The following is a 20,097-nucleotide window of genomic DNA, read 5'->3' as shown; positions in this document are numbered from 1 at the left end:
ATGAGTGAACAGGAAATCAAGGTTCCGGATCTCGGCGGTGCGGATGAGGTCGAGGTTATCGAAATCACCGTCAGCGCAGGGGATTCGGTTGAAGCAGAAGATCCGATTCTGACCGTAGAGTCAGACAAGGCCTCCGTGGAGCTGCCGTCGCCCGGAGCCGGCAAGATTACCAAGATCACCGTTAAGGTGGGCGACAAGGTCAAGGAAGGCGACGTCGTAGGGATGATGGAAGCCAGTGCCGATGGTGGTGGCTCTGACGATTCCAAGAAAGAGCCGGAAGGAAAAGCTGAGGAAAAGAGCGAAGCCAAGGAGCAGGAGAAATCCGAAGAGAGCAAGCCGGCGCCGAAGAAGGCTTCCGGTGGCTCACGCAAGGAGACCGTGAAGGTTCCTGCGCTGGATGGCTTCGACAATGTTCCGGTAATCGAAATCAATGTCGCCGAAGGCGATACCATCGAGGCTGACGATCCGCTGGTTACCGTGGAATCGGACAAGGCCACCATGGAGATTCCCTCGCCGTACTCGGGCAAAGTGGGCAAGATCCTGGTGTCCGAGGGTGACAAGCTCTCCGAGGGCCATGAGCTGCTGGAGATGACCGTTCAGGAAGAGGGCGGCGAATCGGAAGACGACTCCGAGCCGGCGTCTGAAGAACCGGCGAAGGAAGCGAAGTCGGAGCCCGAGTCCGAAGAGAAGCCAAAGCAGCAAGTAGAGTCTGCCCCTGAACCTCAGGGTGCAACCTATGAGCCGCCCACGCCTGGCGCGAAGGTCCATGCTGGCCCTGCTGTTCGCAAGCTGGCCCGTGAGCTGGGTGCCGATCTGGCCCGCATCAAGGGCTCTGGCCCGAAGAGCCGGATTATCAAGGACGATGTCCACGCCTATGTGAAGAGCCAGCTGAAGCAGGCTCAGCAGGGTAGCGGTGTTGCCACCGGCTCCGGTATCCCCGGGGTCAAGCTGCCAGACTTCAGCCAGTTTGGTGAAGTGAAGCGTGAGGCCATGTCGCGGATGATGTTCGCTACGGCCAACAACATGCAGCGCAGCTGGCTGAACGTGCCTCACGTCACCCAGTTCGAGGATGCGGACATCACCGACATGGAGGATTTCCGCAAGGCCCAGAAGGCAGCCGGCGAGAAGAAGGGCGTGAAAATGACGCCGTTGCCGTTCCTGCTGAAGGCCTGTGCCACGGCGCTGGCAGAACTGCCCCAGTTCAACGTGTCCCTGGACATGGAGCGCAAGGAGGTGGTTCGCAAGAAGTACATTCACATCGGGATTGCGGTGGATACGCCCAACGGGCTGATGGTGCCGGTTATCAAGGATGTGGACAAGAAGGGCTTGTGGGAGCTTGCTGCCGAGAGCGCCGAGCTTGCCCAGAAAGCCCGGGACAAGCAGTTGAAGCCGGCAGAGATGCAGGGTGCCTGTTTTACCATCACCAGTCTGGGTGGTATTGGCGGCACGGCATTTACGCCGATCGTGAATACGCCGGAGGTGGCGATACTTGGGGTTTCCAAGGCGGCGATGAAGCCGGTTTGGGATGGCAAGGAGTTCCAGCCCCGGTTAATGCTGCCGTTGTCGCTGTCTTACGATCACCGTGCAGTAAACGGGGCGGATGCCGCCCGGTTTACCACGGTGCTCAGTCAGCTTCTTGGGGATATTCGTTCCCTTCTGCTGTGATAGGAAGCTAGTTGTCACCCAGCCTGAGGGTTGGGTGGCGCGACAAAGGCCGGTGCGGCTTTTCAGAACACGCTACAAGCACATCCCTGTGCGCTTGTTTCGGGCCATCCCTGGCCCTCTACAGTTCTGAAAAGCCGCACCGGCCTTTGTCGTTCTGGCTCTTTCCTGATCGCTTTTTCGCACAAACAAAAACCCCGGCCGGAGCCGGGGTTTCTGCTGAGTTAACTAACTTCTAACGGAAGGATTAGAAGCTGTATTGTGCTACGTACATGAGACGATTTGCGTCGCCGTCGGCTCCGCCTTGGCTTTCAGTTTCCAGATTCTCGAACTGTACGCCCATGCTAACCTTATCAACCGGGCTCCACATATAGTTGATATACATGGACGTGTTCTGCTCAGTCGTGGTTGCTGCGTCTGCTCCGGCAAAGTTGCTACCCGCGCGATATACATACGCATTGGCGCCATCTGCATAGTTGATCGCACCCTGGATTGAGATCATATCGGTAATGGCAATTTTACCAGCCAGGAAACCGGCAAAACCGATGGCTGAATCATCGGCCGAACCTGTGTCGTAAGCTGTTTGCTTGGCCATGACGGCTGCTGCGTAAGAAAATCCACCCTGTGAATCTTCAAACTTTGCAGTCAGTGCAGGAGAGCTGGCGACGGTGCCTCTATCTTGGCCCGGTGTTGGCTCTAGCTGTTGCGTTCCGTCGGGTTGAAGTGTAAGAACCGGAGCTACGCCTACTACTCCGCCGTAGTCGATAGCATTCTCCAGTGAAACGGAGAACGGGCCGCTCATGTAGGTGATTTGCTCGGTACGGTCTTGTGCACCAGCAGTACCCGGAACGCCATCGAAGTCCACGTTAGCAGTGTTGCCGACCCAGGAGTTACAGTTGGACCAGTACCGACCAATTCTGACATTGTTGTATTCGCCATAAGCGTGGCGCAGGCGCGGATCAAGGCTGGCGCTATTGCTGAAGTCGAATTCGACAACAACTTTGACCCCTTCCGGATTAACCACAGAAAGACCGACACGGCTGGTATTTGCGTCCATGCCAAAATGGCCGTCGGCTGTGTCAGCGTCGCCTTTTGTGATTTTGGCAAAGTTACCGGCGCGACCGCCGTTAGAAATTTCTTCGTCGATTTGTCAATCTCAGTTTGTTGCTTTGCATCGTTGTTGTCTCTACACATTTTTGTTGTTGGACCCAAAAACAAGGTAGTTACGAATTCGTGACAATTTAAATAAATTCATGCAGAAATTAGACGAATGTCTATAACAGCTTTTCGTTCATATACAGACATCTGCAGTTGCCAATGAGGCGTAAAGTTGTTCCATGACGTCCGAAAGTACAGTTATTGAGTCAGCCACGTTCGCGTTTCTTGATATTGAAACCACCGGCGGTAATTCAGCCCGGGACCGGATTACCGAGATTGGTATCCGGTTCTGGCAGGCCGGCGAGGTGGTGGGTGAGTGGCAGACGCTGCTGAATCCGGAAACGCGGATATCCCCGTTTATCGAGAACTTTACCGGCATTTCCAATGAAATGGTCGCCGATGCCCCGTTGTTTGAAGAGGTGGCGGATGAGCTGGAGGAGCAACTCAAGGGCAAGGTGTTTGTCGCTCACAATGCCCGCTTTGATTACGGTTTTATCAAATCCGAATTCCGCAGACTGGGGCGCCTGTTCTCAGCGAAGGTGTTGTGTACGGTAAAGCTTTCCCGGCGGCTGTATCCGGAATTCCGGCGGCATAACATGGACGCGCTGATTGCCCGCCATGGCCTTGCCCGGGTTCAGCGCCACCGGGCCATGGGCGATGTGTCCGCCATGCTTGCGTTCTTTGAGCATGCACGTTCGGAAAAAGGCGACGGGAAGTTAGATAAGGCTCTCCGAGAGCTGCTGCAACGGCCGAGTATTCCTTCCCACCTTCCGTCGGATACGCTTCAGGACCTGCCCCGGGGCCCTGGGGTATATCGGTTTTACGGCGAAAACGATGTACTTCTATATGTGGGCAAAAGCACCAATATTGCCCAGCGGGTGGCCTCGCACTTTTCCGGCGATCATAACTCTGCCCGTGGTGTAAGAATGTCCGAGAGTCTGCGCCGTGTTGAGTGGACGGAAACTGCCGGCGAGCTTGGCGCGCTCCTGCTGGAACTCAAGCAGATCAAGACCCTGAAGCCTCTGTTCAACCGTCGCTCCCGGGCGGCCAAGAATCTGGTGAGCATTGAGCTGTCGAAAAACGAGGCGGGGTATCTCCAGGCGCGCCTGGTTCGTGAAATCGAGCCCCACCGGTTGGGGGACTATTTCGGGTTGTTTCGCAGCAAGCGGGATGCCGAGCGGGCATTGAGCGGCATCGCGGCCAAGAATGAATTGTGCAACCGGCTACTCGGCCTGGAGCCGGAGCACGAGGGTCCTTGTTTCCAGCGCGCACTGGGGCGCTGCAAGGGCGCCTGTGAGGAACTCGAGAATGTCGAGCGCTATAACCTCAGGGTGCAGATTGCCTTCCACGGCCTGCGACTGAAAACCTGGCCCTGGAAAGGGCCGGTCGGGATCGTTGAGCGGGATGAGCGGTCCGGGCGCACGGACATCCTGGTGGTTTATAACTGGATGCATGTAGCCACCCTCCATGAAGAGGAGGAACTGGCGGATCTCTCACTCAGTGGCCAGGCAGTCACCTTTGACCTGGATTCCTACAAACTTCTGATCGGCGCCCTCATGGACAGAAAAAAGGGCGGGCACGAACGGCAGCAGGTGATCGAATTGCCTGCCATCGGGGAACCGGATGTTCTTATGCCGTGAGTGGCGTATTATGGTGCAAGAGTCCGCACACCTACTTACTTGTTTGGTGCGGCCACTCAACTATTTTTAATTGCTTAGCCGCTTTCCCGAGAGAGATTTATGAATAAAGAACCCGTCAGCCGCGAACTGTTCGATGAAGTCATGGTGCCCAACTACGCTCCCGGTTCCATCATTCCGGTGCGAGGAGAGGGCTCCCGGATCTGGGATCAGGAAGGCCGCGAGTTCATCGATCTCCAGGGCGGCATCGCAGTGACCTGCCTGGGCCATTCCCATCCGGGGCTGGTGGGCGCGTTGCACGATCAGGCTGAGAAAATCTGGCACCTGTCCAACGTGATGACTAACGAACCCGCCCTGCGTCTGGCGAAAACTCTGTGTGACCTCACCTTTGCCGAGCGCGTGTTCTTCGCCAACTCCGGAGCCGAGGCCAACGAAGCGGCGTTCAAGCTGGCCCGTCGGTACGCCTGGGAGCATCACGGTAAAGAGAAGAACGAGATCATTTCGTTCAAGAATTCGTTTCACGGGCGCACCCTGTTTACCGTGAGCGTAGGCGGCCAACCCAAGTACCTGGAAGGTTTCGAGCCGGCACCCGGCGGCATTCACCATGCCGAGTTCAACGATCTGGAATCCGTGAAGAAACTGATCTCGAAGGAGAAAACCTGTGCCATCGTGGTTGAGCCCATTCAGGGTGAGGGTGGTGTTATGCCCGGCGACCAGGCATTCCTTCAGGGGCTGCGAGATTTGTGCGACGAAAATGACGCATTGCTGGTGTTTGATGAGGTTCAGTCCGGCGTTGGCCGAAGTGGCCACTTCTACGCCTATCAGATGTATGGCGTGGTGCCGGATATTCTCTCCAGTGCCAAGGGGCTTGGCGGCGGTTTTCCGGTCGCAGCCATGCTGACCACGGCCAAGGTTGCAGCCAGCCTGGGCGTCGGTACTCACGGTAGTACCTACGGCGGTAACGCACTGGCCTGCGCCGTGGCGCAGCGGGTAGTGGATACCGTCAGCCAGCCGGAGATTCTCAAGGGTGTGAAAGCCCGTTCCGACAAGCTCCGCAAGGGCATGATGGATATTGGCGAACGCTACGGCGTGTTCACCGAAGTGCGCGGTGCCGGCCTGCTGCTCGGTTGCGTGCTCACCGAGAAATGGCAGGGCAAGGCCAAGGACTTCCTGAACGCCGGGCTGGAAGAGGGCGTGATGGTTCTGGTGGCCGGCGCAAACGTGATTCGTTTGGCGCCATCCCTGATTATCCCGGAACCGGACATTGAATTAGCCCTCGAGCGTTTCGAAGCGGCAGTGAAAAAACTGACGGCCTAAGGAGATCTTATGTGGCTGGTACGTCCGGCTGAGCCGGATGATCTGGACCAGATTCTCGCCATTGCGGGCACCCAGTGTGCCCGTCTTTCTTCCACCCTGCCCAAACAGGGCGACGCCCTGGCCTACAAGATCGAGCAGTCCCTGGCGTCGTTTGCCGGCCGGATCAGCGCAGAGGATGACCCTCCCAGGTTCCTGTTCGTGCTTGAGGACACTGAGACCGGAGACATCGCCGGCACGGCCGGTATCGATGCCCATGCCGGCAATGGCCAGCCTTTTTACAGTTACCGGCGGGATGCCCTGATCCATGCCTCCCATGAACTGGGAGTGTCCCGCCGTGTGGAGGTGTTGTACCCCTCCCACTCGCTGACCGATGTATCGCTGCTGTGCTCTTTCTCGATCCGCCCGGGGCTGCAGGGTACGGATGCGTTCGAGTTGCTGTCGCGGGCCCGGATTCTGTTTATTGCTGATCACCGTGAATGGTTTGCCCAGCGTATGGCCGTGGAAATCCAGGGCGTTCAGCTGGACGACGGGAGCGTGCCCTTCTGGGACAGCCTTGGCCGGCATTTCTTTAATATGGATTTTGAAACGGCGGACCAGTACTCCGGGCAGCTCAGTAAAACCTTCATCGCAGAGCTCATGCCGCCCAATCCCATTTACGTGACGCTGCTGAGTGAATCGGCCCAGAAGGCGATGGGTCAGCCGCACCAGATTACTGTACCCAACTTTGAGTTGCTCCAGCGGGAAGGGTTCCAGCCGGGAAACTATCTGGACATTTTTGATGCCGGTCCGGTTCTTGAAGCTCGTACCGACAGCCTGAAAACCCTCGTGACCAGTCACCCGAAGGAACTTCATGGGACCAACGAGGACACCGGCGAAACCTGTCTCATTGCCGCCGGCGAGGGTGAACAGTTTCGCTGCACCCTGACACCGGTCGCCGAAACACTGGACGACAAACTCAAGGTGCCGGTCTCGACCTGGCATACGCTGAACCGGACCGCGGGTGACCGGGTAAGGATCGCGCCGCTATGACCTATTCGGGCACCGAGGACGCAGTTACGTATCAATCCGCCGGGATCACGGAGGCGACACCATGCTGGTAATTCGCCCGTTGCAGGAAAACGATCTGGACGACCTGTATGCCATGGCCCAAAGCGCCGGGAAGGGGCTGACCACCCTGCCGGCGGATCGCGAGCTGCTGCAGAAGAAGATCAATCACGCCCGTGAAACCTTCAACCAGCGCATTGCACCGGAAGCAGGGCTCTATCTCTTCGCTCTGGAGGATACCGAACGCAAGAAAACGGTCGGTATCAGCGGTATCCAGGCTCGCGTTGGTCTGGATGAAGTTTTCTACAATTACCGTCTGAGCGTCACCGTCAATGCCTCGAAAGAGCTGGGTGTGCACGTGCGGACTCCAACGCTGCATCTGTCAAACGACATGACCGATACCAGCGAAATCTGCTCCCTGCTGCTCTCCGATGAGTACAAAGGCGGAGGCAGCGGCCTGCTGCTTTCCCGCTGCCGGTTCATGTACCTGGATGAATTCCGCAAACACTTCTCGGAAAAAATCTTCGCGGAAATGCGGGGCGTGTCGGATGCCAACGGCCGGAGCCCTCTGTGGGACGCGCTGGGAACCAAATTCTTCGACATGGAGTTCAGCGAAGCGGACATGCTCTCGGGGCTGGGCAACAAGTCGTTTATTGCCGAGTTGATGCCCAAGTATCCGATATACCTGTCCATGTTGCCGGATTCCGCACGTGCCGTGATCGGCCGGGTCCATGACAACACCGCTCCGGCACTCCGGATGCTTCAGTCCGAGGGGTTCAACTTCAACGGACTGGTAGACATATTTGATGGCGGGCCCGTGGTTGAAGCCTTCGTTCACAATGTCCGGACGGTTCGCGAAGGCATGAACCGGCACGCCATGGTCACTCGCAAACCGGTCAACCTGGACGTTCCATCTGAGGAGCGGGTCATGGTTTCGAACCGCTCATTCCGGGATTTCCGGGTGACTACCGTGCCGATAGATTGTATCGGACCGGATACCGTCAGCCTGCCACCTGAAGTTGCCGAAGCCTTGCAGATTGAATCTGGCGATCCGGTTCGCCTGGCCCCCTTGAAAGACTCGGGGCTGCTGACCAAACATAGTTATAGAAGCTCAGTACCGGGAGGTGCATCGAAATGGCAAAGCTGACGGGTGAACTGTTTATCGACGGGCTCTGGCTACCGGGCCACGGGCCGGTATTCGAATCTGTCCAGCCGGTGACCGGTGAAACACTCTGGGATGGCGAAAGCGCCAATCTGGAGGATGTGGATGCGGCCGTTCGTGAAGCCCGCAATGCCTTTGTGAAGTGGCAGCGCAAGAGCTTTGCCGAACGCCAGGCCGTTGTTGAAGCCTTTGGTGAACTGCTTGAGGCTCACAAGGAAGAGCTGGCACACCAGATTGGCCTGGAGACCGGCAAGCCGCTGTGGGAATCCCGCACGGAAGTGGCGGCGATGATCGGCAAGATCGGCATTTCCGTGAAAGCCTACAACGACCGTACCGGGACATCTGAATCCGATGTTGCCGGTGGTCACGCCGTGCTCAGGCACCGGCCCCACGGGGTCGTTGCGGTTTTCGGCCCCTACAACTTTCCAGGGCATTTGCCGAATGGCCACATAGTGCCGGCTTTGCTCGCCGGTAACACGGTGGTGTTCAAACCGAGTGAGCTGACCCCGGGGGTCGCCGAGCTGACGGTAAAACTCTGGGAGAAGGCCGGCATTCCCGATGGAGTGATCAACCTCGTCCAGGGCGCTTCTGCCACGGGCAAATCCCTGGCCGGCCACCCGTTGATTGACGGCCTGTTCTTTACCGGCAGTTCTACCGTGGGTCATCTGTTGCACAAACAGTTCGGTGGCCAGCCTGAGAAAATCCTGGCCCTGGAGATGGGCGGCAACAACCCGCTGATCGTTCAGGATGTGGCTGATGTGGATGGTGCAGTGCACCATGCCCTGCAGTCGGCCTTCCTGTCGGCCGGTCAGCGCTGTACCTGTGCACGTCGCCTGCTGGTACCCAAGGGCAAGAAAGGTGACGCGTTCATCGACCGGCTGGTGGAAGTCTCCGCCCGAATCAAGGTCGGCGAGTTCGATGCCGATCCGCAGCCGTTTATGGGCTCCGTGATTTCCGCGGAGGCCGCCGAAAAACTCCTGGCGGCCCAGGCCAGCCTGCTTGAGAAGGGCGGCAAATCCCTGCTGGAGATGAAGTCCCTGAAGTCCGGAACCGGCCTGCTGTCGCCTGGTATCGTGGATGCCACAGGTCTGGACGTGACCGATGAAGAGTTCTTTGGCCCCTTGCTGAAGGTGTATCGCTACAAGAGCTTTGATGATGCACTGGCACTGGCGAACGATACTCACTACGGGCTGTCAGCGGGCATCCTGACGGACGACCGGAAACTCTATGAACGGCTGGTGGAAGAAGTGCGCGCCGGTATCGTGAACTGGAACCGGCCGCTGACCGGCGCCAGCAGCGCGGCGCCCTTTGGTGGTGTTGGCGCCAGTGGCAATCATCGCCCGAGCGCCTACTACGCTGCCGACTACTGTGCCTGGCCCATGGCTTCTCTGGAGGCCGGCAAGAGTGAGATGCCAGAGTCTCTGGCACCCGGCCTCAATTTCGATTAACGGAACCCAGTGCCATGGTGAAACACGCGGTTGAAGCAAACTTCGATGGTCTGGTCGGTCCCACCCACAATTACGCGGGACTGTCCTGGGGCAATGTAGCCTCCAAATCCAATGTCAGTTCCGTCTCGAATCCGAAAGAGGCGGCACTGCAGGGCCTGGCCAAAATGAAGCGCCTTGCGGACCGGGGCTATGTGCAGGGCGTTCTGCCTCCCCATGAGCGGCCGCATATTCCGACACTTCGGGCCCTGGGGTTCGAAGGTCCGGACGCTCGCGTTCTCGAGCAGGCGGCCAAATCCAGTCCATCGATCCTGGCGGCAGTCTCTTCTGCGTCGCCGATGTGGACGGCCAATGCGGCCACGGTATCGCCGAGTGCCGATACCTCTGACCATCGCGTGCATTTCACTCCGGCCAACCTGAGCGCCAAGTTCCACCGTTCCATTGAGCATGCGGTGACCGGACGGGCTCTGAAATCCATTTTTGCCGACGAGAGCTATTTTGCGCACCATCCGGCGCTGCCATCAGTGAGCCACTTTGGCGATGAGGGCGCGGCCAACCACACCCGGTTGTGTGCCGGTTACGGTGAGCCCGGCGTGGAACTGTTTGTGTATGGCCAGATGGCGTTCAACGAGCAGGCTCCGGCTCCGAAGAAATACCCGGCACGGCAAACGCTTGAGGCATCCCAGGCGGTGGCACGGCTGCATGGTCTCAGGGACCAGAATGCGGTGTTTGCCCAACAGAATCCGGACGCCATTGATGGCGGCGTTTTCCACAACGACGTGATAGCGGTGGGCAACGGTAATACGCTTTTCTACCATGAAATGGCGTTTCTTAACGAAGCGCAGGTGCTGGCGGACATCAGGGAGCGGCTCACCGGTGCCGAGCTGGAAGCGGTCCGGGTCAGCAGTGCCGATGTGCCGCTGGAAGATGCCGTGGCCTCCTACCTGTTCAACAGTCAGTTGCTGAACACACCCGACGGCATGCTGCTGGCGGTGCCCGGCGAGTGCCGAGAAGTGGCTTCGGTCAGCCGTTATCTGGATGGCCTGGTGAAGTCCGGCGGGCCGATCACCGCGGTGGAAGTGTTCGACGTCAAGCAGTCTATGCGCAATGGCGGTGGCCCGGCCTGTCTGCGGTTGAGGGTGGTGCTCAACGACGATGAGCTGAAAGCCATCAACCGGGGTGTGTTGCTCACCGATGAACTCTATGAGCGCCTGACCACCTGGGTGGAAGCCCATTACCGGGATGAACTCAGCCAGAACGAGCTTGGCGATCCGATGTTGCTGGAGGAGGTTCGCAAAGCCCTGGACGAACTCACCGGGATCATGGGCCTGGGCTCCATCTACGATTTCCAGCTCTAGCAGCCTGCCGGGCTGCGAGTTGTCAGGCAGAAATCGACGACGTCAGCATATCCATGGTGTGCCGGATCAGCTGCTCGGCCGGAAACGCCGGGTTACCCTCGCCCATTTCCGACTGGCAGAGCAGGATCACCCCGTGCAGGGCCCCGCGCAGGTACAGTGCGGTCTGAACGGGGTCGTTGATCCGGTCGCGGTTCATGGTGCCGTCCCGTAGCCCCAGTTCGATGGCCCCCACCATCAGCTCCATCAGGTCTGATTTGGAGCACAACATTTCCTCTGCCTGACTTTCGTCTGCCTCTGCCATGGCGGTGGACGCCTTGGTCAAAGCCGAGAAGTAATCCGGTTCCTCCAGATAGAAGCGATAATAGGATTCTCCCATCGCCCGGATCTGGCTCAGCCCGTTATCCGCGGTCTGTCTTGCCTCTTCAAATCGACGGAACAGGCTATGGCCCGCCCTGAGCATAATGCCCCTCTGTATCGCAGCCTTGTCCTTGAAGTACACGTACAGCAAGGCCCGGCTAAGGCTGGCGGTACGGGCGATGTCGTCCATGGACGTGCGTTCGTAGCCCTTTTCCGAGAACACCAGTTCGGCGGCGTCCAGGATGGTGTCGTAACGGGCCTGTTTCTCACGCTCGCGACGGGTTTTCAGCGGTTCGCTCATTCAATCATCCGGTAAGTTGGCAACAGCACGCATAGGATACCTGAAATCGAATCAAACCCGATTATTGACAAAATGTCAAAGAATGACATGATGTCTAAATCAATCATCGGGTTTCTCCAGGGACAGGACCCCGCCAACTACACAAGCAAGGATGAAAGGAAGAGTCATGACACCACTTCGAATCCCCGTTGCCATCGTTTCTCTTGCGGTTTTTTCACTGTTTCTGTCGGGCTGTAAAGCCAGTGACGTAGCCCCGGAGTCCGGGCAGCAGAAGGTTTCAGTGCGTGTGTCTGAAGTTTCCGACGGCGAGAGCCAGGATATGCCGCTGCGGTTTTCCGGAATTGTTCGTGCTACCCAGCGAGCGACACTGACCTTCCAGGTCAGTGGCACCCTCAAGGAGCAGGCGGTGGAGCTCGGTCAGAAGGTGCAGGCCGGTGATCTGCTCGCCCGGGTCTACAATCCTGGCCTGGAGCCGGCCCGGGATTCTGCCAGGGCCCGCCTGGAAGAGTTGAGAACCCAGTATCAGCAGGCTCAGCGGGAGTGGGAGCGCTCCAGCCGATTGCACGAGCGCGGTGTGGTGTCCGAACAGACGCTGGAGCAGCTCGCAGCTCGGCGGGACTCCCTGGAGGCGAGCGTCGCAACGGCGCGGGCGTCCCTGGCGGAGGCAACCCAGCTGCTCGAGGAAAGTACACTTCGGGCGCCCTTTTCCGGACGGGTTGAAGCCCTGCTGGTGGAGCGGGACGAATTCGTGGCGGCCGGACAGCCGGTGATGCGGCTTTCCTCGCCCGAGGGCCGTGAGGTAGAGGTGCGGGTACCGGCGTATCTGCTGGATCATGTCGAGCTGGAGCAAACCTTGCCTGTCTGGTCCGTCCAGGACCGCAGCCGCCCGCCACAATCCGGTTCGGTGGTCGAGATTGCCCAGGCCAGCGCCATTCGCGGCGAGCTGCATCCGGTTCTGGTGAGCCTGCCGGTAAACACCCTGGAGCCCGGCCAGCCGGTAGAAGTGGGCATCACGCCTGTTCGGGAATCTGCCATCACAGTGCCCCTGCTGTCGGTGATCCGCAACGCCGAGGGCGTCAGTGTGTTCCGGGTCCGGGATAATGTGGCCTCCCGTGTTGCGGTGGAAGTCGACCGGGTCGTGGGCGAGCGGGTGGTGGTTACCTCTGGCGATTTGTCCCCGGGTGACCTGGTGGTTTATGCCGGCATGACACGGCTGGCGGACGGTGATGCCGTGGAGGTGCGCTGATGACCCGCCGGCTTCTGAACTGCCAGCGTCTGCTGGGCATGGTGGTGACCATGCTCTGCCTGTTGGGTATCGCGGCTTACAGCACCATGCCACGCCAGGAAGACCCGTCGTTTCCCTACCGGGCCGGCCTGATCAGCATCAACTATCCGGGTGCCAGCGCCGAGGCCGTTGAACGGCTCGTACTCAGGCCCCTGGTGGATGAACTTCGGCAGGTGGAGGAGGTGGATTATACCCAGTCCACCGCCCGTACCGGCGTTGCCATCGTGCGCCTGCGCCTGAATGACGACATCTACGACACCGACCCCGCCTGGGACCGAGTGCGCCAGGCCATGGAGCGCGCGAAGCAGGACTTCCCGGACGATGTGGGCCGGATGGTACTTGATGACCGTCTAATCGATATTCCTGCCATCGTCATGGCCGTAGGTGGCTCGCCCTCGGTAACGGAACTATCCGACGTTGCTGAACGGTTGAAGCAGAACCTCTCGGATTTGCCGGGGGTTTCCCGGATTGAGCTGGAAGGCGATGCAGACGAGCAGATTACCCTGGCACTGGACGATGCCGCGCTCTTCCGGCTTGGTATCTCACCGGCGCGGGTGCTGGACACGCTGGCGCGGCGAAACCAGACCATTCCCGGCGGCTTCGTGGTGGTCAATGGCCGCCGCCTGTCGGTCCTTCCCAACAGCGAGTTTGCCGATATTGACGCCATCCGCGCCACGCCCATTGAACTTCCGGATGGCTCCCAGGTGCCCCTGGCCGCGGCAGCGGATGTCTGGCGTGGACCAGTAGAACCCAGACAGCCGGAAACCTGGTACGACGGCGAACGGGTGGTGCTGGTCTCCATCATTATGGAAGAGGGCACCACCGATGCGATCCGCTTTGGTCAGCGGGTGCGCGAACGCATGGAGCAGATTCGCGGAGACTTTGAACCCTACGAGATCCGGGAGATGTTCTTCCAGCCGGACAAGGTGCAGGAACGGCTCGATAACCTGGCCTGGAGCCTGGTGCTTTCAGTGCTGATCATCGTGGCGGTGGTCTTTACCGGCATGGGCATTCGTATGGGGCTGCTGGTCGCGTCCATTCTGCCCATGGTTGCCCTGATCAGTGTCGGGCTCTATGACCTCGGTGGGGGCGTGCTGCATCAGATCGCCGTCATTGGCATGGTGATCTCATTGGGCATCCTGATCGACAACGCCATCGTGATCGTCGAAAACATCCAGGGGCACCTGGATGAGGGCATGCGGCGGCTGGATGCCCTGCGCCAGGCCGTCAGCGAGCTGGCCGGCCCGCTGGGTGCCTCAACGGGAACGACACTGGCGGCCTTCGCACCCCTGCTTCTGGCCAAGGGCGGTGCTGCGGATTTCACCCGTGGCGTGCCGGTTATGATCATGCTGACACTGTCCGTCAGCTATCTGTTGGCTATCTCCGCCGTTCCCTTGCTGGCGGCCAGATTCCTGAAGCCCCGCCGCAAGGCGGGCCAGGACCGATTGATCGGAGTAGCCCGTTTTCTGGGTGGCCTGGTATCCCGTTACCCCGGACGGCTGATTACCGCCGGCGCCATACTTGTGGGCATCAGCCTTGCGATGACCCCCTTCATGGCCCAGCAGTTCTTTCCGAATGCCGATCGCCCGAGGGTGATTGTCGAAGTCTACATGCCCGAAGGCACCGACCAGGCCCGCACGGCTGAGGCCACGGAAAGTCTGGAGCGAATTATCCGTTCACAGCCGGACGCCCTGAAGGTCCACCGGTTCTTAGGCTTCACCGGACCTTCATTTTATTACAACCTGCAGCGCGCCCCCCAGGCACCGAACCGGGCACGGCTGGTGGTTACCACACCCACACTGGAAGACACTACCGGCATGATCCGCTGGATTCGCGCGCACGTGAAAGACCAGATGCCGGAACTGGATGTGACCGTGGGTATCCTCGGGCAGGGGCCGCCCAGGGCTGCGCCGGTGGAAATCCGTGTCTACCATGCCAATGATGGTGCCCGGATCGAAGCGGTGGAGCGGATCTTCAGCATTCTGAGAGGCGTTGAGGGCACGGTTGATGTCCGCCATGACCTGGATATTGGCGTTCCGAGTATTGCCATCAACGTCGACGATGCCACGGCGGCCCGCTACGGCCTGACCCGGGCCGATGTGGCCCAGAGCCTCTATGGCCAGAGCTTTGGTGTGGTGGCTGAGCGCTATCGCCAGGAAGAGGATCCCATCCCCTTGGTGCTGCGTTCCCGCGAGGGCACGGCCCTGTCGCTTTCACGGTTGCTGTCAGTGAATATCTACAACGACCGGGGGGACGCCGTACCGCTCTCAGCAGTAGCGACAGTGGATACCACCTGGGAACCGGCGGCTCGATACCTGCGTGATGGCGTAAGAATGAACACCGTCACGGCTAATCTCGAAACCGGTTACAGCTTCAGCCAGGCTCTGGACGGCCTTTACGCAGGGCTTGAGAGAAACCCGTTACCGCCGGGTACCCGCATGGCCATGGGCGGCGATGCTGAGGGCTCCGGTGAAGCCAATACCGCATTGCTCACCGCAGCCCCCATTGGGATGCTTTTGCTGCTGTTCTTCCTGCTGCTGCAGTTCAACTCCTTCCGCCGGGTCGGCATTATCCTTCTGACGGTGCCGCTGGCTACCGTCGGTATTTTCCCCGGATTGGTGCTGTCCGGCTCACCCTTCGGTTTCCAGTCTCTGCTTGGCGTGATCGCCCTCGTGGGAATCGTGGTGAACAACGCCATCGTTCTGCTGGACGTGATGGATCGGGAACTGGAGAAAGGAAGAGACATCCGCGACGCCATGCGCAACGCGGTAGAGCAGCGCACCCGCCCGATCCTGCTGACCACAGCAACCACCGTGGCCGGCCTGCTGCCATTGGCATTCTCAAGCTCCACGCTCTGGCCACCCATGGCCTGGGCCATCATCTCCGGCCTGCTGGCCTCAACGGTGCTCACGCTGCTGGTCATCCCGGCTGTCTGCACCCAGTTGATCAAAGCCAGCGTGCCGGAACCCGAAAACGCCCCGGCCTGATCAGCCGGAACGAGGGTCAGATGAAACTTTCATCTGACCCCGTTTCTGGCCGGATCATCAGCCCGACTCGATGGCCCACCGGAACCTCCGGATTGGGGAACACAATCGCCTCTGGTGAATGCCCCACCCGGTAACTGGTCTCGTCGTCCTCCCAGATGACTGTGCCGGGCTGATACTCGGTGAAATTGGCGACATCGTCCGGAATGTGGAACCGGAAGTTCTTCCCGGTGTTCAGAATCTCATGCACCACCTCGAACACCGTCAGGTGATCAAACGGCGGCTGCGGCGCAGGTGAGGGTAGCCCCCGGAACCGCCGTCGCAAGGCATCCTGGATGCCGGAAAAGCGCCCCAGATCATTCTGACCAAACGGCCGAACCTTACCCAACTCCATGGTAAAACTCTCGGCCTTCAACAGCGACGAGGAAAACGACGAAAACGTGGTGCCCGCCTTGTGCTGCAGCAGAAGCGTCTCCACCTCCGCCTCCAGCAGAAAATCACGCTGGTCGACCGGAACCGTCCGGCCCTCAACAAACGGATACAGTGCAAACCGCTCCCGGTGTGACGGCCGAATGGCCGTGTGCAGGTCGTAGTGATAGAGCGCCTGGGGATTGGCCATGGCAAACTGCCGGCAAGCCTCCTCAAGCTCCTGCGCCCGCGCAGCCTCGGCCAGCCCCTCATACTCGTTCCGACTATGCGCGCCATCGAACAGCCGATTGAGGTTCACTTCCAGAAAGCGCTTCCCTGCGACCATCGCGGGGGGATTACCCAGAATCAGCAAGACCGGGCAAGCCAGCTCCCATTCGCCCTCAATCAGTTCGGAAACCAGTCCGTTAAGAACCTCAATGGGCGCTGTTTCGTTCCCGTGAACACCTGCGGAAACGATGATGGCCTCGGCATTCGGGTTGCTTCGGCCAGCCGGGGGAACAATGTCCAGAACACCCACGGCCTTGCGGCTGATTCGGGTACCGTCGGGGAGAAAGGTCTTGATTTCTGGGAGTGATGCGGCTGGGTTGTCCAGGGCGTGGGAAAGCCAGTCACAATTCGTTCCGAACAGATCTTGTTTTGCCGACATAGAAGCCCCGAACCAGGTTTGGGGGCGGGCAGGGTATTGCCTCCCGGGAATGTCTGAAGCCATGGATGGCTTCAGTCAAGCGCACATGGATGTGCTCGTAGCGTTTCCCGGGAGGCAATACCCTGCCTGCCCGGGCACTGAAGTATGATGTTCCGCGGGCTCAGCCGTTCACCGGCCGCTGATGCTTCAGAAGATGAGTTTCGAGTTTGCGGAAAGCAAAAACCAGTATAAACGTGAGCGCCATATAGCAAAGTGCCACAAAGATAAACGCATCAAACGGCGCATAAAACCGGGAGTAAATATTACGGGCTGCTCCCGTCAGATCCACAATGGTTACTACACTCGCAATCGCACTGGCGTGCAGCATGAAGATCACCTCGTTGGAGTAGGCCTGCACCGCCCGCCGCGCTGCACTTGGCAGCACAATCCGCCGCATCCGCATAAACCAGTTCATGCCATAGGCTTTGGCTGCTTCAATTTCACCGTTGGGTGTAGATATGATCGCACCGCGGATAATCTCCGTGGTATAGGCCGCCGTGTTCAGTGTGAAAGCCAGCAGTGCCGGGTAGAAAGGCTCCCGGAAAATCTCCCACCAGAAGGTCTCCTGGATGCCCTCAATCTGGGCCAGCCCGTAATAGATGATGTAAAGCTGGATCAGCAATGGTGTGCCGCGGAACAGATAGGTGTAAAGCCACACCGGGCCGGAGACGAAGGGGTTGCGAACCGTCCGGAGGATGGCCAGCGGAACCGCCACCAGCAAACCGATAACCAGGGACAGAAACACCAGATGCACGGTGGTCACCATGCCATCCCAGTATTCCATGATGGTCATGGCGGTAAAGATTTCGTTCTGGTTCAGCCACTCGGCAATGAAATCAGGCATCCGTTAACCCCCCTGAACCACGCCGACATTGGCCCGTTTATCGAGCCACTTGATGAACAGCTCAGACCCCGCCGTAAGGGCCAGATAGACAAATGCCACCGGAATGAAAAAGTGGAACGGCATGCGCTCCGCCTTGGCGGCTTCCTCCGCCACACGAACCATGTCGGTCAGGCCAATGATCGAAACCAGGGCGGTGGTCTTCAGCAGAACCTGCCAGTTGTTGCCCAGACCGGGCAGGGCATGGCGCAGCATCTGCGGCAGCATGATTCTGCGGAAGGTATGAAAACGGGTAAAACCATAGGCCCGGGCAGCCTCAATCTGGCCGGTTTCAACAGCCAGGAACGCGCCCCGGAAAGTTTCGGTCATATAGGCGCCGAAAATCAGCCCGATCGTTACAACGCCGGAGATAAACGGGTCGAACTGAAAGAAAAAGTCGATCTCGTAAGTTTCCCAGATGTAATCCGAGAGCATATTCACTGCAACCTGGCCGCCATAGTAGAACAACAGCATCATGACCAGATCGGGCACGCCACGAATCAGAGTGGTGTAGGTGGTCGCGATACCTTTGGCAACCCGGCTTTGCGACAGTTTGGCAGACGCGCCAATCAGTCCCAGGGCAACCGAGAGAGCAAGAGACAGGAAGGCCAGTTCAATGGTGACTATTGCCCCATCCATCAGGGCCGGGCCATAGCCTTTCAGATCAAGCATGGGAAAGTCCGGTAAGCAGGGGCGGCCCCAACGGGCCACCCCTCGGCAGATTTACATCTTGATGTCGTAAGCGAAGTACTTCTGCATGATGGTGTCGTAGGTACCATCTTCCTTCAGGGTGCGAAGGGCAGCGTTCACTTCTTCGGCAAGCTCGGTATCGCGCTGGCGCATGGCAACACCCACGCCCTGACCCAGCTTGACCGGCTCACCGACTTCCTTGAAGCCTTCCTTGGTGAGGACGGTCTGCTCGCCAACCGGATAGTCTACGAACACAACGTCCAGACGCTGGCCTTCGAGGTCCAGAACCATGTCATCGGCGGTGGTGTAACGCTTGATGTTGACAATGCCACCCATGTTTTCGGTGACGTAGGTGTCCATGGTGGTGCCGCGCTGAACGCCGACGGTCTTGCCTTCCATCGCATCCATGTCGGTGACGTCGCTGTTGAAGCTCTCAGGGCCGAACCAGCCACCCGGGGTGTTGTAATACGGCTCGGAGAACAGAACCCGCTCTGCGCGCTCCGGCGTGATGGACATGGACGACATGATCAGATCGAATTTACGTGCCAGCAGGCCCGGGATCATGCCGTCCCATGCCTGGATCACGAATTCGCAGTTGGCGTTCATTTCTTCGCACATGGCTTCGGCCAGTTCCACTTCGAAACCGGTCAGTTCGCCATTTTCGTCTTTGTACTCAAACGGCTCGTAGGGCACGTCGAAGGCGATACGCAGATCCCGTTCCTGGGCCTGTGCGCCACCAGCAATCAGGGCGAGGGCGCAGCTTGCTGCAAAAATCATTTTTTTCATGTGTCACTTCTCCAGTGGTTTGCCTTTTGGGCTTTATTTTTGATGGAAGTTTTTGGTTCCAGCATTTTATTTTTCACCGGTTCAAGATAGCACCGAGTGTCAGAAGTTGGGAGTCAGGAACTGCTTCATGCGTTCCGAATCCGGGTGATCAAACACTTTTTCGGGGGTACCCTGTTCCTCGATCACGCCCTGATGCAAAAACAGGACCTGACTCGACACATCCCTTGCGAACGCCATTTCGTGGGTAACCACGATCATGGTGCGGCCTTCCTCGGCCAGGCTTTGCATAACCTTCAGTACTTCCCCCACCAGCTCAGGGTCCAGCGCCGACGTGGGTTCGTCAAACAGCATGACTTCCGGTTCCATGGCCAGGGCCCGGGCAATAGCCGCCCGCTGCTGCTGGCCACCGGACATCTGGGCCGGGTAGTAGTCCTTGCGCTCGTAGATGCCCACCTTGTTCAGATAGGCTTCCGCGCGCTCGATGGCTTCCTTCTTGGGAACCTTGAGCACGTGGATCGGCGCTTCAACGATGTTCTCCAGCACCGTCATGTGAGACCAGAGATTGAAGCTTTGGAACACCATGGAAAGTTTGGCGCGGATCAGCTCAACCTGCTTGTTATCCGCGGGAATGCGTTCGCCCCTGCGGTTGGTCGTGAACTTTATTGGGTCGCCGTGCACGATAATGTCGCCGGAAGTGGGGGTTTCCAGCAGGTTTATACAACGCAGGAGGGTGCTCTTGCCGGAGCCGGAGCTGCCGATCAGGGAAACCACGTCGCCTTTGCGGGTCTCCAGTGAAATACCCTTGAGTACTTCAAGCTTATCAAAGGTCTTGTGAATGTCCCTGCAGATCAAAGGCGCTTGGTCCGCCATGGGTGACTCCTGAGGCTGTAATTCAAAGGCGCATGTTTTACGGACTG

General features: G+C 58.8%; 16 protein-coding genes. 9 read left to right on the top strand and 7 right to left on the bottom strand.

What is annotated here, in order from left to right; all coding sequences use genetic code 11:
* Window positions 1-1,665, top strand: a complete 1,665-nt coding sequence (gene aceF / locus ACGK9W_RS13380; protein ID WP_104270743.1) for a dihydrolipoyllysine-residue acetyltransferase — start codon at window positions 1-3, stop codon at window positions 1,663-1,665.
* Between the two features lie 244 nt (window positions 1,666-1,909).
* Here aceF and ACGK9W_RS13375 read toward each other — a convergent pair whose 3' ends face one another.
* On the bottom strand, window positions 1,910-2,719 hold the full coding sequence (locus ACGK9W_RS13375) for a porin (RefSeq protein WP_104270742.1): 810 nt from the start codon (window positions 2,717-2,719) through the stop codon (window positions 1,910-1,912).
* A 280-nt stretch (window positions 2,720-2,999) separates the two neighbouring features.
* On the opposite strand from ACGK9W_RS13375, the gene ACGK9W_RS13370 reads away from it, so the two are divergent.
* From ACGK9W_RS13370 to astB, 6 genes are all read left to right on the top strand, one after another.
* On the top strand, window positions 3,000-4,460 hold the full coding sequence (locus ACGK9W_RS13370; protein ID WP_104270741.1) for an exonuclease domain-containing protein: 1,461 nt from the start codon (window positions 3,000-3,002) through the stop codon (window positions 4,458-4,460).
* Window positions 4,461-4,559: 99 nt separating this feature from the next.
* Complete coding sequence (locus ACGK9W_RS13365) at window positions 4,560-5,774, top strand: aspartate aminotransferase family protein (RefSeq protein WP_014578271.1); 1,215 nt, start codon at window positions 4,560-4,562, stop codon at window positions 5,772-5,774.
* A 9-nt stretch (window positions 5,775-5,783) separates the two neighbouring features.
* Window positions 5,784-6,803: an arginine N-succinyltransferase gene (locus ACGK9W_RS13360; RefSeq protein ID WP_092033293.1), complete on the top strand. Its 1,020-nt coding sequence runs from the start codon at window positions 5,784-5,786 to the stop codon at window positions 6,801-6,803.
* Between the two features lie 61 nt (window positions 6,804-6,864).
* Window positions 6,865-7,965, top strand: a complete 1,101-nt coding sequence (gene astA, locus ACGK9W_RS13355; RefSeq protein WP_014578269.1) for an arginine N-succinyltransferase — start codon at window positions 6,865-6,867, stop codon at window positions 7,963-7,965.
* Complete coding sequence (gene astD, locus ACGK9W_RS13350) at window positions 7,953-9,428, top strand: succinylglutamate-semialdehyde dehydrogenase (protein ID WP_053113022.1); 1,476 nt, start codon at window positions 7,953-7,955, stop codon at window positions 9,426-9,428. Before astA ends, astD begins: the two co-directional genes overlap by 13 nt.
* 14 nt (window positions 9,429-9,442) lie before the next feature.
* Window positions 9,443-10,783, top strand: coding sequence for an N-succinylarginine dihydrolase (gene astB / locus ACGK9W_RS13345; protein WP_008169251.1), 1,341 nt, complete (start codon window positions 9,443-9,445; stop codon window positions 10,781-10,783).
* 22 nt (window positions 10,784-10,805) lie between these two features.
* Here astB and ACGK9W_RS13340 read toward each other — a convergent pair whose 3' ends face one another.
* Window positions 10,806-11,441 (bottom strand): TetR/AcrR family transcriptional regulator, encoded by a 636-nt coding sequence (locus ACGK9W_RS13340; protein ID WP_008169253.1) that lies wholly within the window; start codon window positions 11,439-11,441, stop codon window positions 10,806-10,808.
* Window positions 11,442-11,607: 166 nt separating this feature from the next.
* Here ACGK9W_RS13340 and ACGK9W_RS13335 point away from each other — a divergent pair, with 166 nt between their 5' ends.
* Together ACGK9W_RS13335 and ACGK9W_RS13330 are read left to right on the top strand one after the other, a co-directional pair.
* The gene (locus ACGK9W_RS13335) at window positions 11,608-12,687 is read left to right on the top strand and encodes an efflux RND transporter periplasmic adaptor subunit (RefSeq protein ID WP_405417138.1); all 1,080 of its coding nucleotides are present in this window, start codon (window positions 11,608-11,610) and stop codon (window positions 12,685-12,687) included.
* On the top strand, window positions 12,687-15,713 hold the full coding sequence (locus ACGK9W_RS13330) for an efflux RND transporter permease subunit (RefSeq protein WP_092033303.1): 3,027 nt from the start codon (window positions 12,687-12,689) through the stop codon (window positions 15,711-15,713). Before ACGK9W_RS13335 ends, ACGK9W_RS13330 begins: the two co-directional genes overlap by 1 nt.
* Before the next feature lie 16 nt (window positions 15,714-15,729).
* On the opposite strand, the gene astE is transcribed toward ACGK9W_RS13330, so the two are convergent.
* From astE to ACGK9W_RS13305, 5 genes are all read right to left on the bottom strand, one after another.
* Window positions 15,730-16,785, bottom strand: a complete 1,056-nt coding sequence (gene astE / locus ACGK9W_RS13325; RefSeq protein ID WP_053113020.1) for a succinylglutamate desuccinylase — start codon at window positions 16,783-16,785, stop codon at window positions 15,730-15,732.
* A gap of 160 nt (window positions 16,786-16,945) precedes the next feature.
* Window positions 16,946-17,668 (bottom strand): ABC transporter permease, encoded by a 723-nt coding sequence (locus tag ACGK9W_RS13320; protein WP_008169264.1) that lies wholly within the window; start codon window positions 17,666-17,668, stop codon window positions 16,946-16,948.
* Window positions 17,669-17,671: 3 nt separating this feature from the next.
* Window positions 17,672-18,376 (bottom strand): ABC transporter permease, encoded by a 705-nt coding sequence (locus ACGK9W_RS13315; RefSeq protein WP_053113019.1) that lies wholly within the window; start codon window positions 18,374-18,376, stop codon window positions 17,672-17,674.
* A gap of 51 nt (window positions 18,377-18,427) precedes the next feature.
* The gene (locus ACGK9W_RS13310) at window positions 18,428-19,180 is read right to left on the bottom strand and encodes a transporter substrate-binding domain-containing protein (protein ID WP_053113018.1); all 753 of its coding nucleotides are present in this window, start codon (window positions 19,178-19,180) and stop codon (window positions 18,428-18,430) included.
* A 99-nt stretch (window positions 19,181-19,279) separates the two neighbouring features.
* Window positions 19,280-20,050 carry an ABC transporter ATP-binding protein gene (locus ACGK9W_RS13305; RefSeq protein ID WP_104270738.1) on the bottom strand — a complete coding sequence of 257 codons (771 nt, stop codon included), beginning with the start codon at window positions 20,048-20,050 and terminating at the stop codon, window positions 19,280-19,282.
* Between the last annotated feature and the right edge of the window lie 47 nt (window positions 20,051-20,097).

The sequence above is a fragment of the Marinobacter flavimaris genome, from assembly GCF_045057155.1.
GTDB classification, from domain to species: domain Bacteria; phylum Pseudomonadota; class Gammaproteobacteria; order Pseudomonadales; family Oleiphilaceae; genus Marinobacter; species Marinobacter manganoxydans.
The sequence above is the reverse complement of the archived record's forward strand: the minus strand, read 5'-3'. Positions and strand labels throughout refer to the sequence as shown.

Coding starts and splice junctions, on each gene's coding strand:
- aceF (WP_104270743.1), top strand. CDS start 1: ATGAGTGAACAGGAAATCAAGGTTCCGGATCTCGGCGGTGCGGATGAG.
- ACGK9W_RS13375 (WP_104270742.1), bottom strand. CDS start 2,719: ATGGACGCAAATACCAGCCGTGTCGGTCTTTCTGTGGTTAATCCGGAA.
- ACGK9W_RS13370 (WP_104270741.1), top strand. CDS start 3,000: ATGACGTCCGAAAGTACAGTTATTGAGTCAGCCACGTTCGCGTTTCTT.
- ACGK9W_RS13365 (WP_014578271.1), top strand. CDS start 4,560: ATGAATAAAGAACCCGTCAGCCGCGAACTGTTCGATGAAGTCATGGTG.
- ACGK9W_RS13360 (WP_092033293.1), top strand. CDS start 5,784: ATGTGGCTGGTACGTCCGGCTGAGCCGGATGATCTGGACCAGATTCTC.
- astA (WP_014578269.1), top strand. CDS start 6,865: ATGCTGGTAATTCGCCCGTTGCAGGAAAACGATCTGGACGACCTGTAT.
- astD (WP_053113022.1), top strand. CDS start 7,953: ATGGCAAAGCTGACGGGTGAACTGTTTATCGACGGGCTCTGGCTACCG.
- astB (WP_008169251.1), top strand. CDS start 9,443: ATGGTGAAACACGCGGTTGAAGCAAACTTCGATGGTCTGGTCGGTCCC.
- ACGK9W_RS13340 (WP_008169253.1), bottom strand. CDS start 11,441: ATGAGCGAACCGCTGAAAACCCGTCGCGAGCGTGAGAAACAGGCCCGT.
- ACGK9W_RS13335 (WP_405417138.1), top strand. CDS start 11,608: ATGACACCACTTCGAATCCCCGTTGCCATCGTTTCTCTTGCGGTTTTT.
- ACGK9W_RS13330 (WP_092033303.1), top strand. CDS start 12,687: ATGACCCGCCGGCTTCTGAACTGCCAGCGTCTGCTGGGCATGGTGGTG.
- astE (WP_053113020.1), bottom strand. CDS start 16,785: ATGTCGGCAAAACAAGATCTGTTCGGAACGAATTGTGACTGGCTTTCC.
- ACGK9W_RS13320 (WP_008169264.1), bottom strand. CDS start 17,668: ATGCCTGATTTCATTGCCGAGTGGCTGAACCAGAACGAAATCTTTACC.
- ACGK9W_RS13315 (WP_053113019.1), bottom strand. CDS start 18,376: ATGCTTGATCTGAAAGGCTATGGCCCGGCCCTGATGGATGGGGCAATA.
- ACGK9W_RS13310 (WP_053113018.1), bottom strand. CDS start 19,180: ATGAAAAAAATGATTTTTGCAGCAAGCTGCGCCCTCGCCCTGATTGCT.
- ACGK9W_RS13305 (WP_104270738.1), bottom strand. CDS start 20,050: ATGGCGGACCAAGCGCCTTTGATCTGCAGGGACATTCACAAGACCTTT.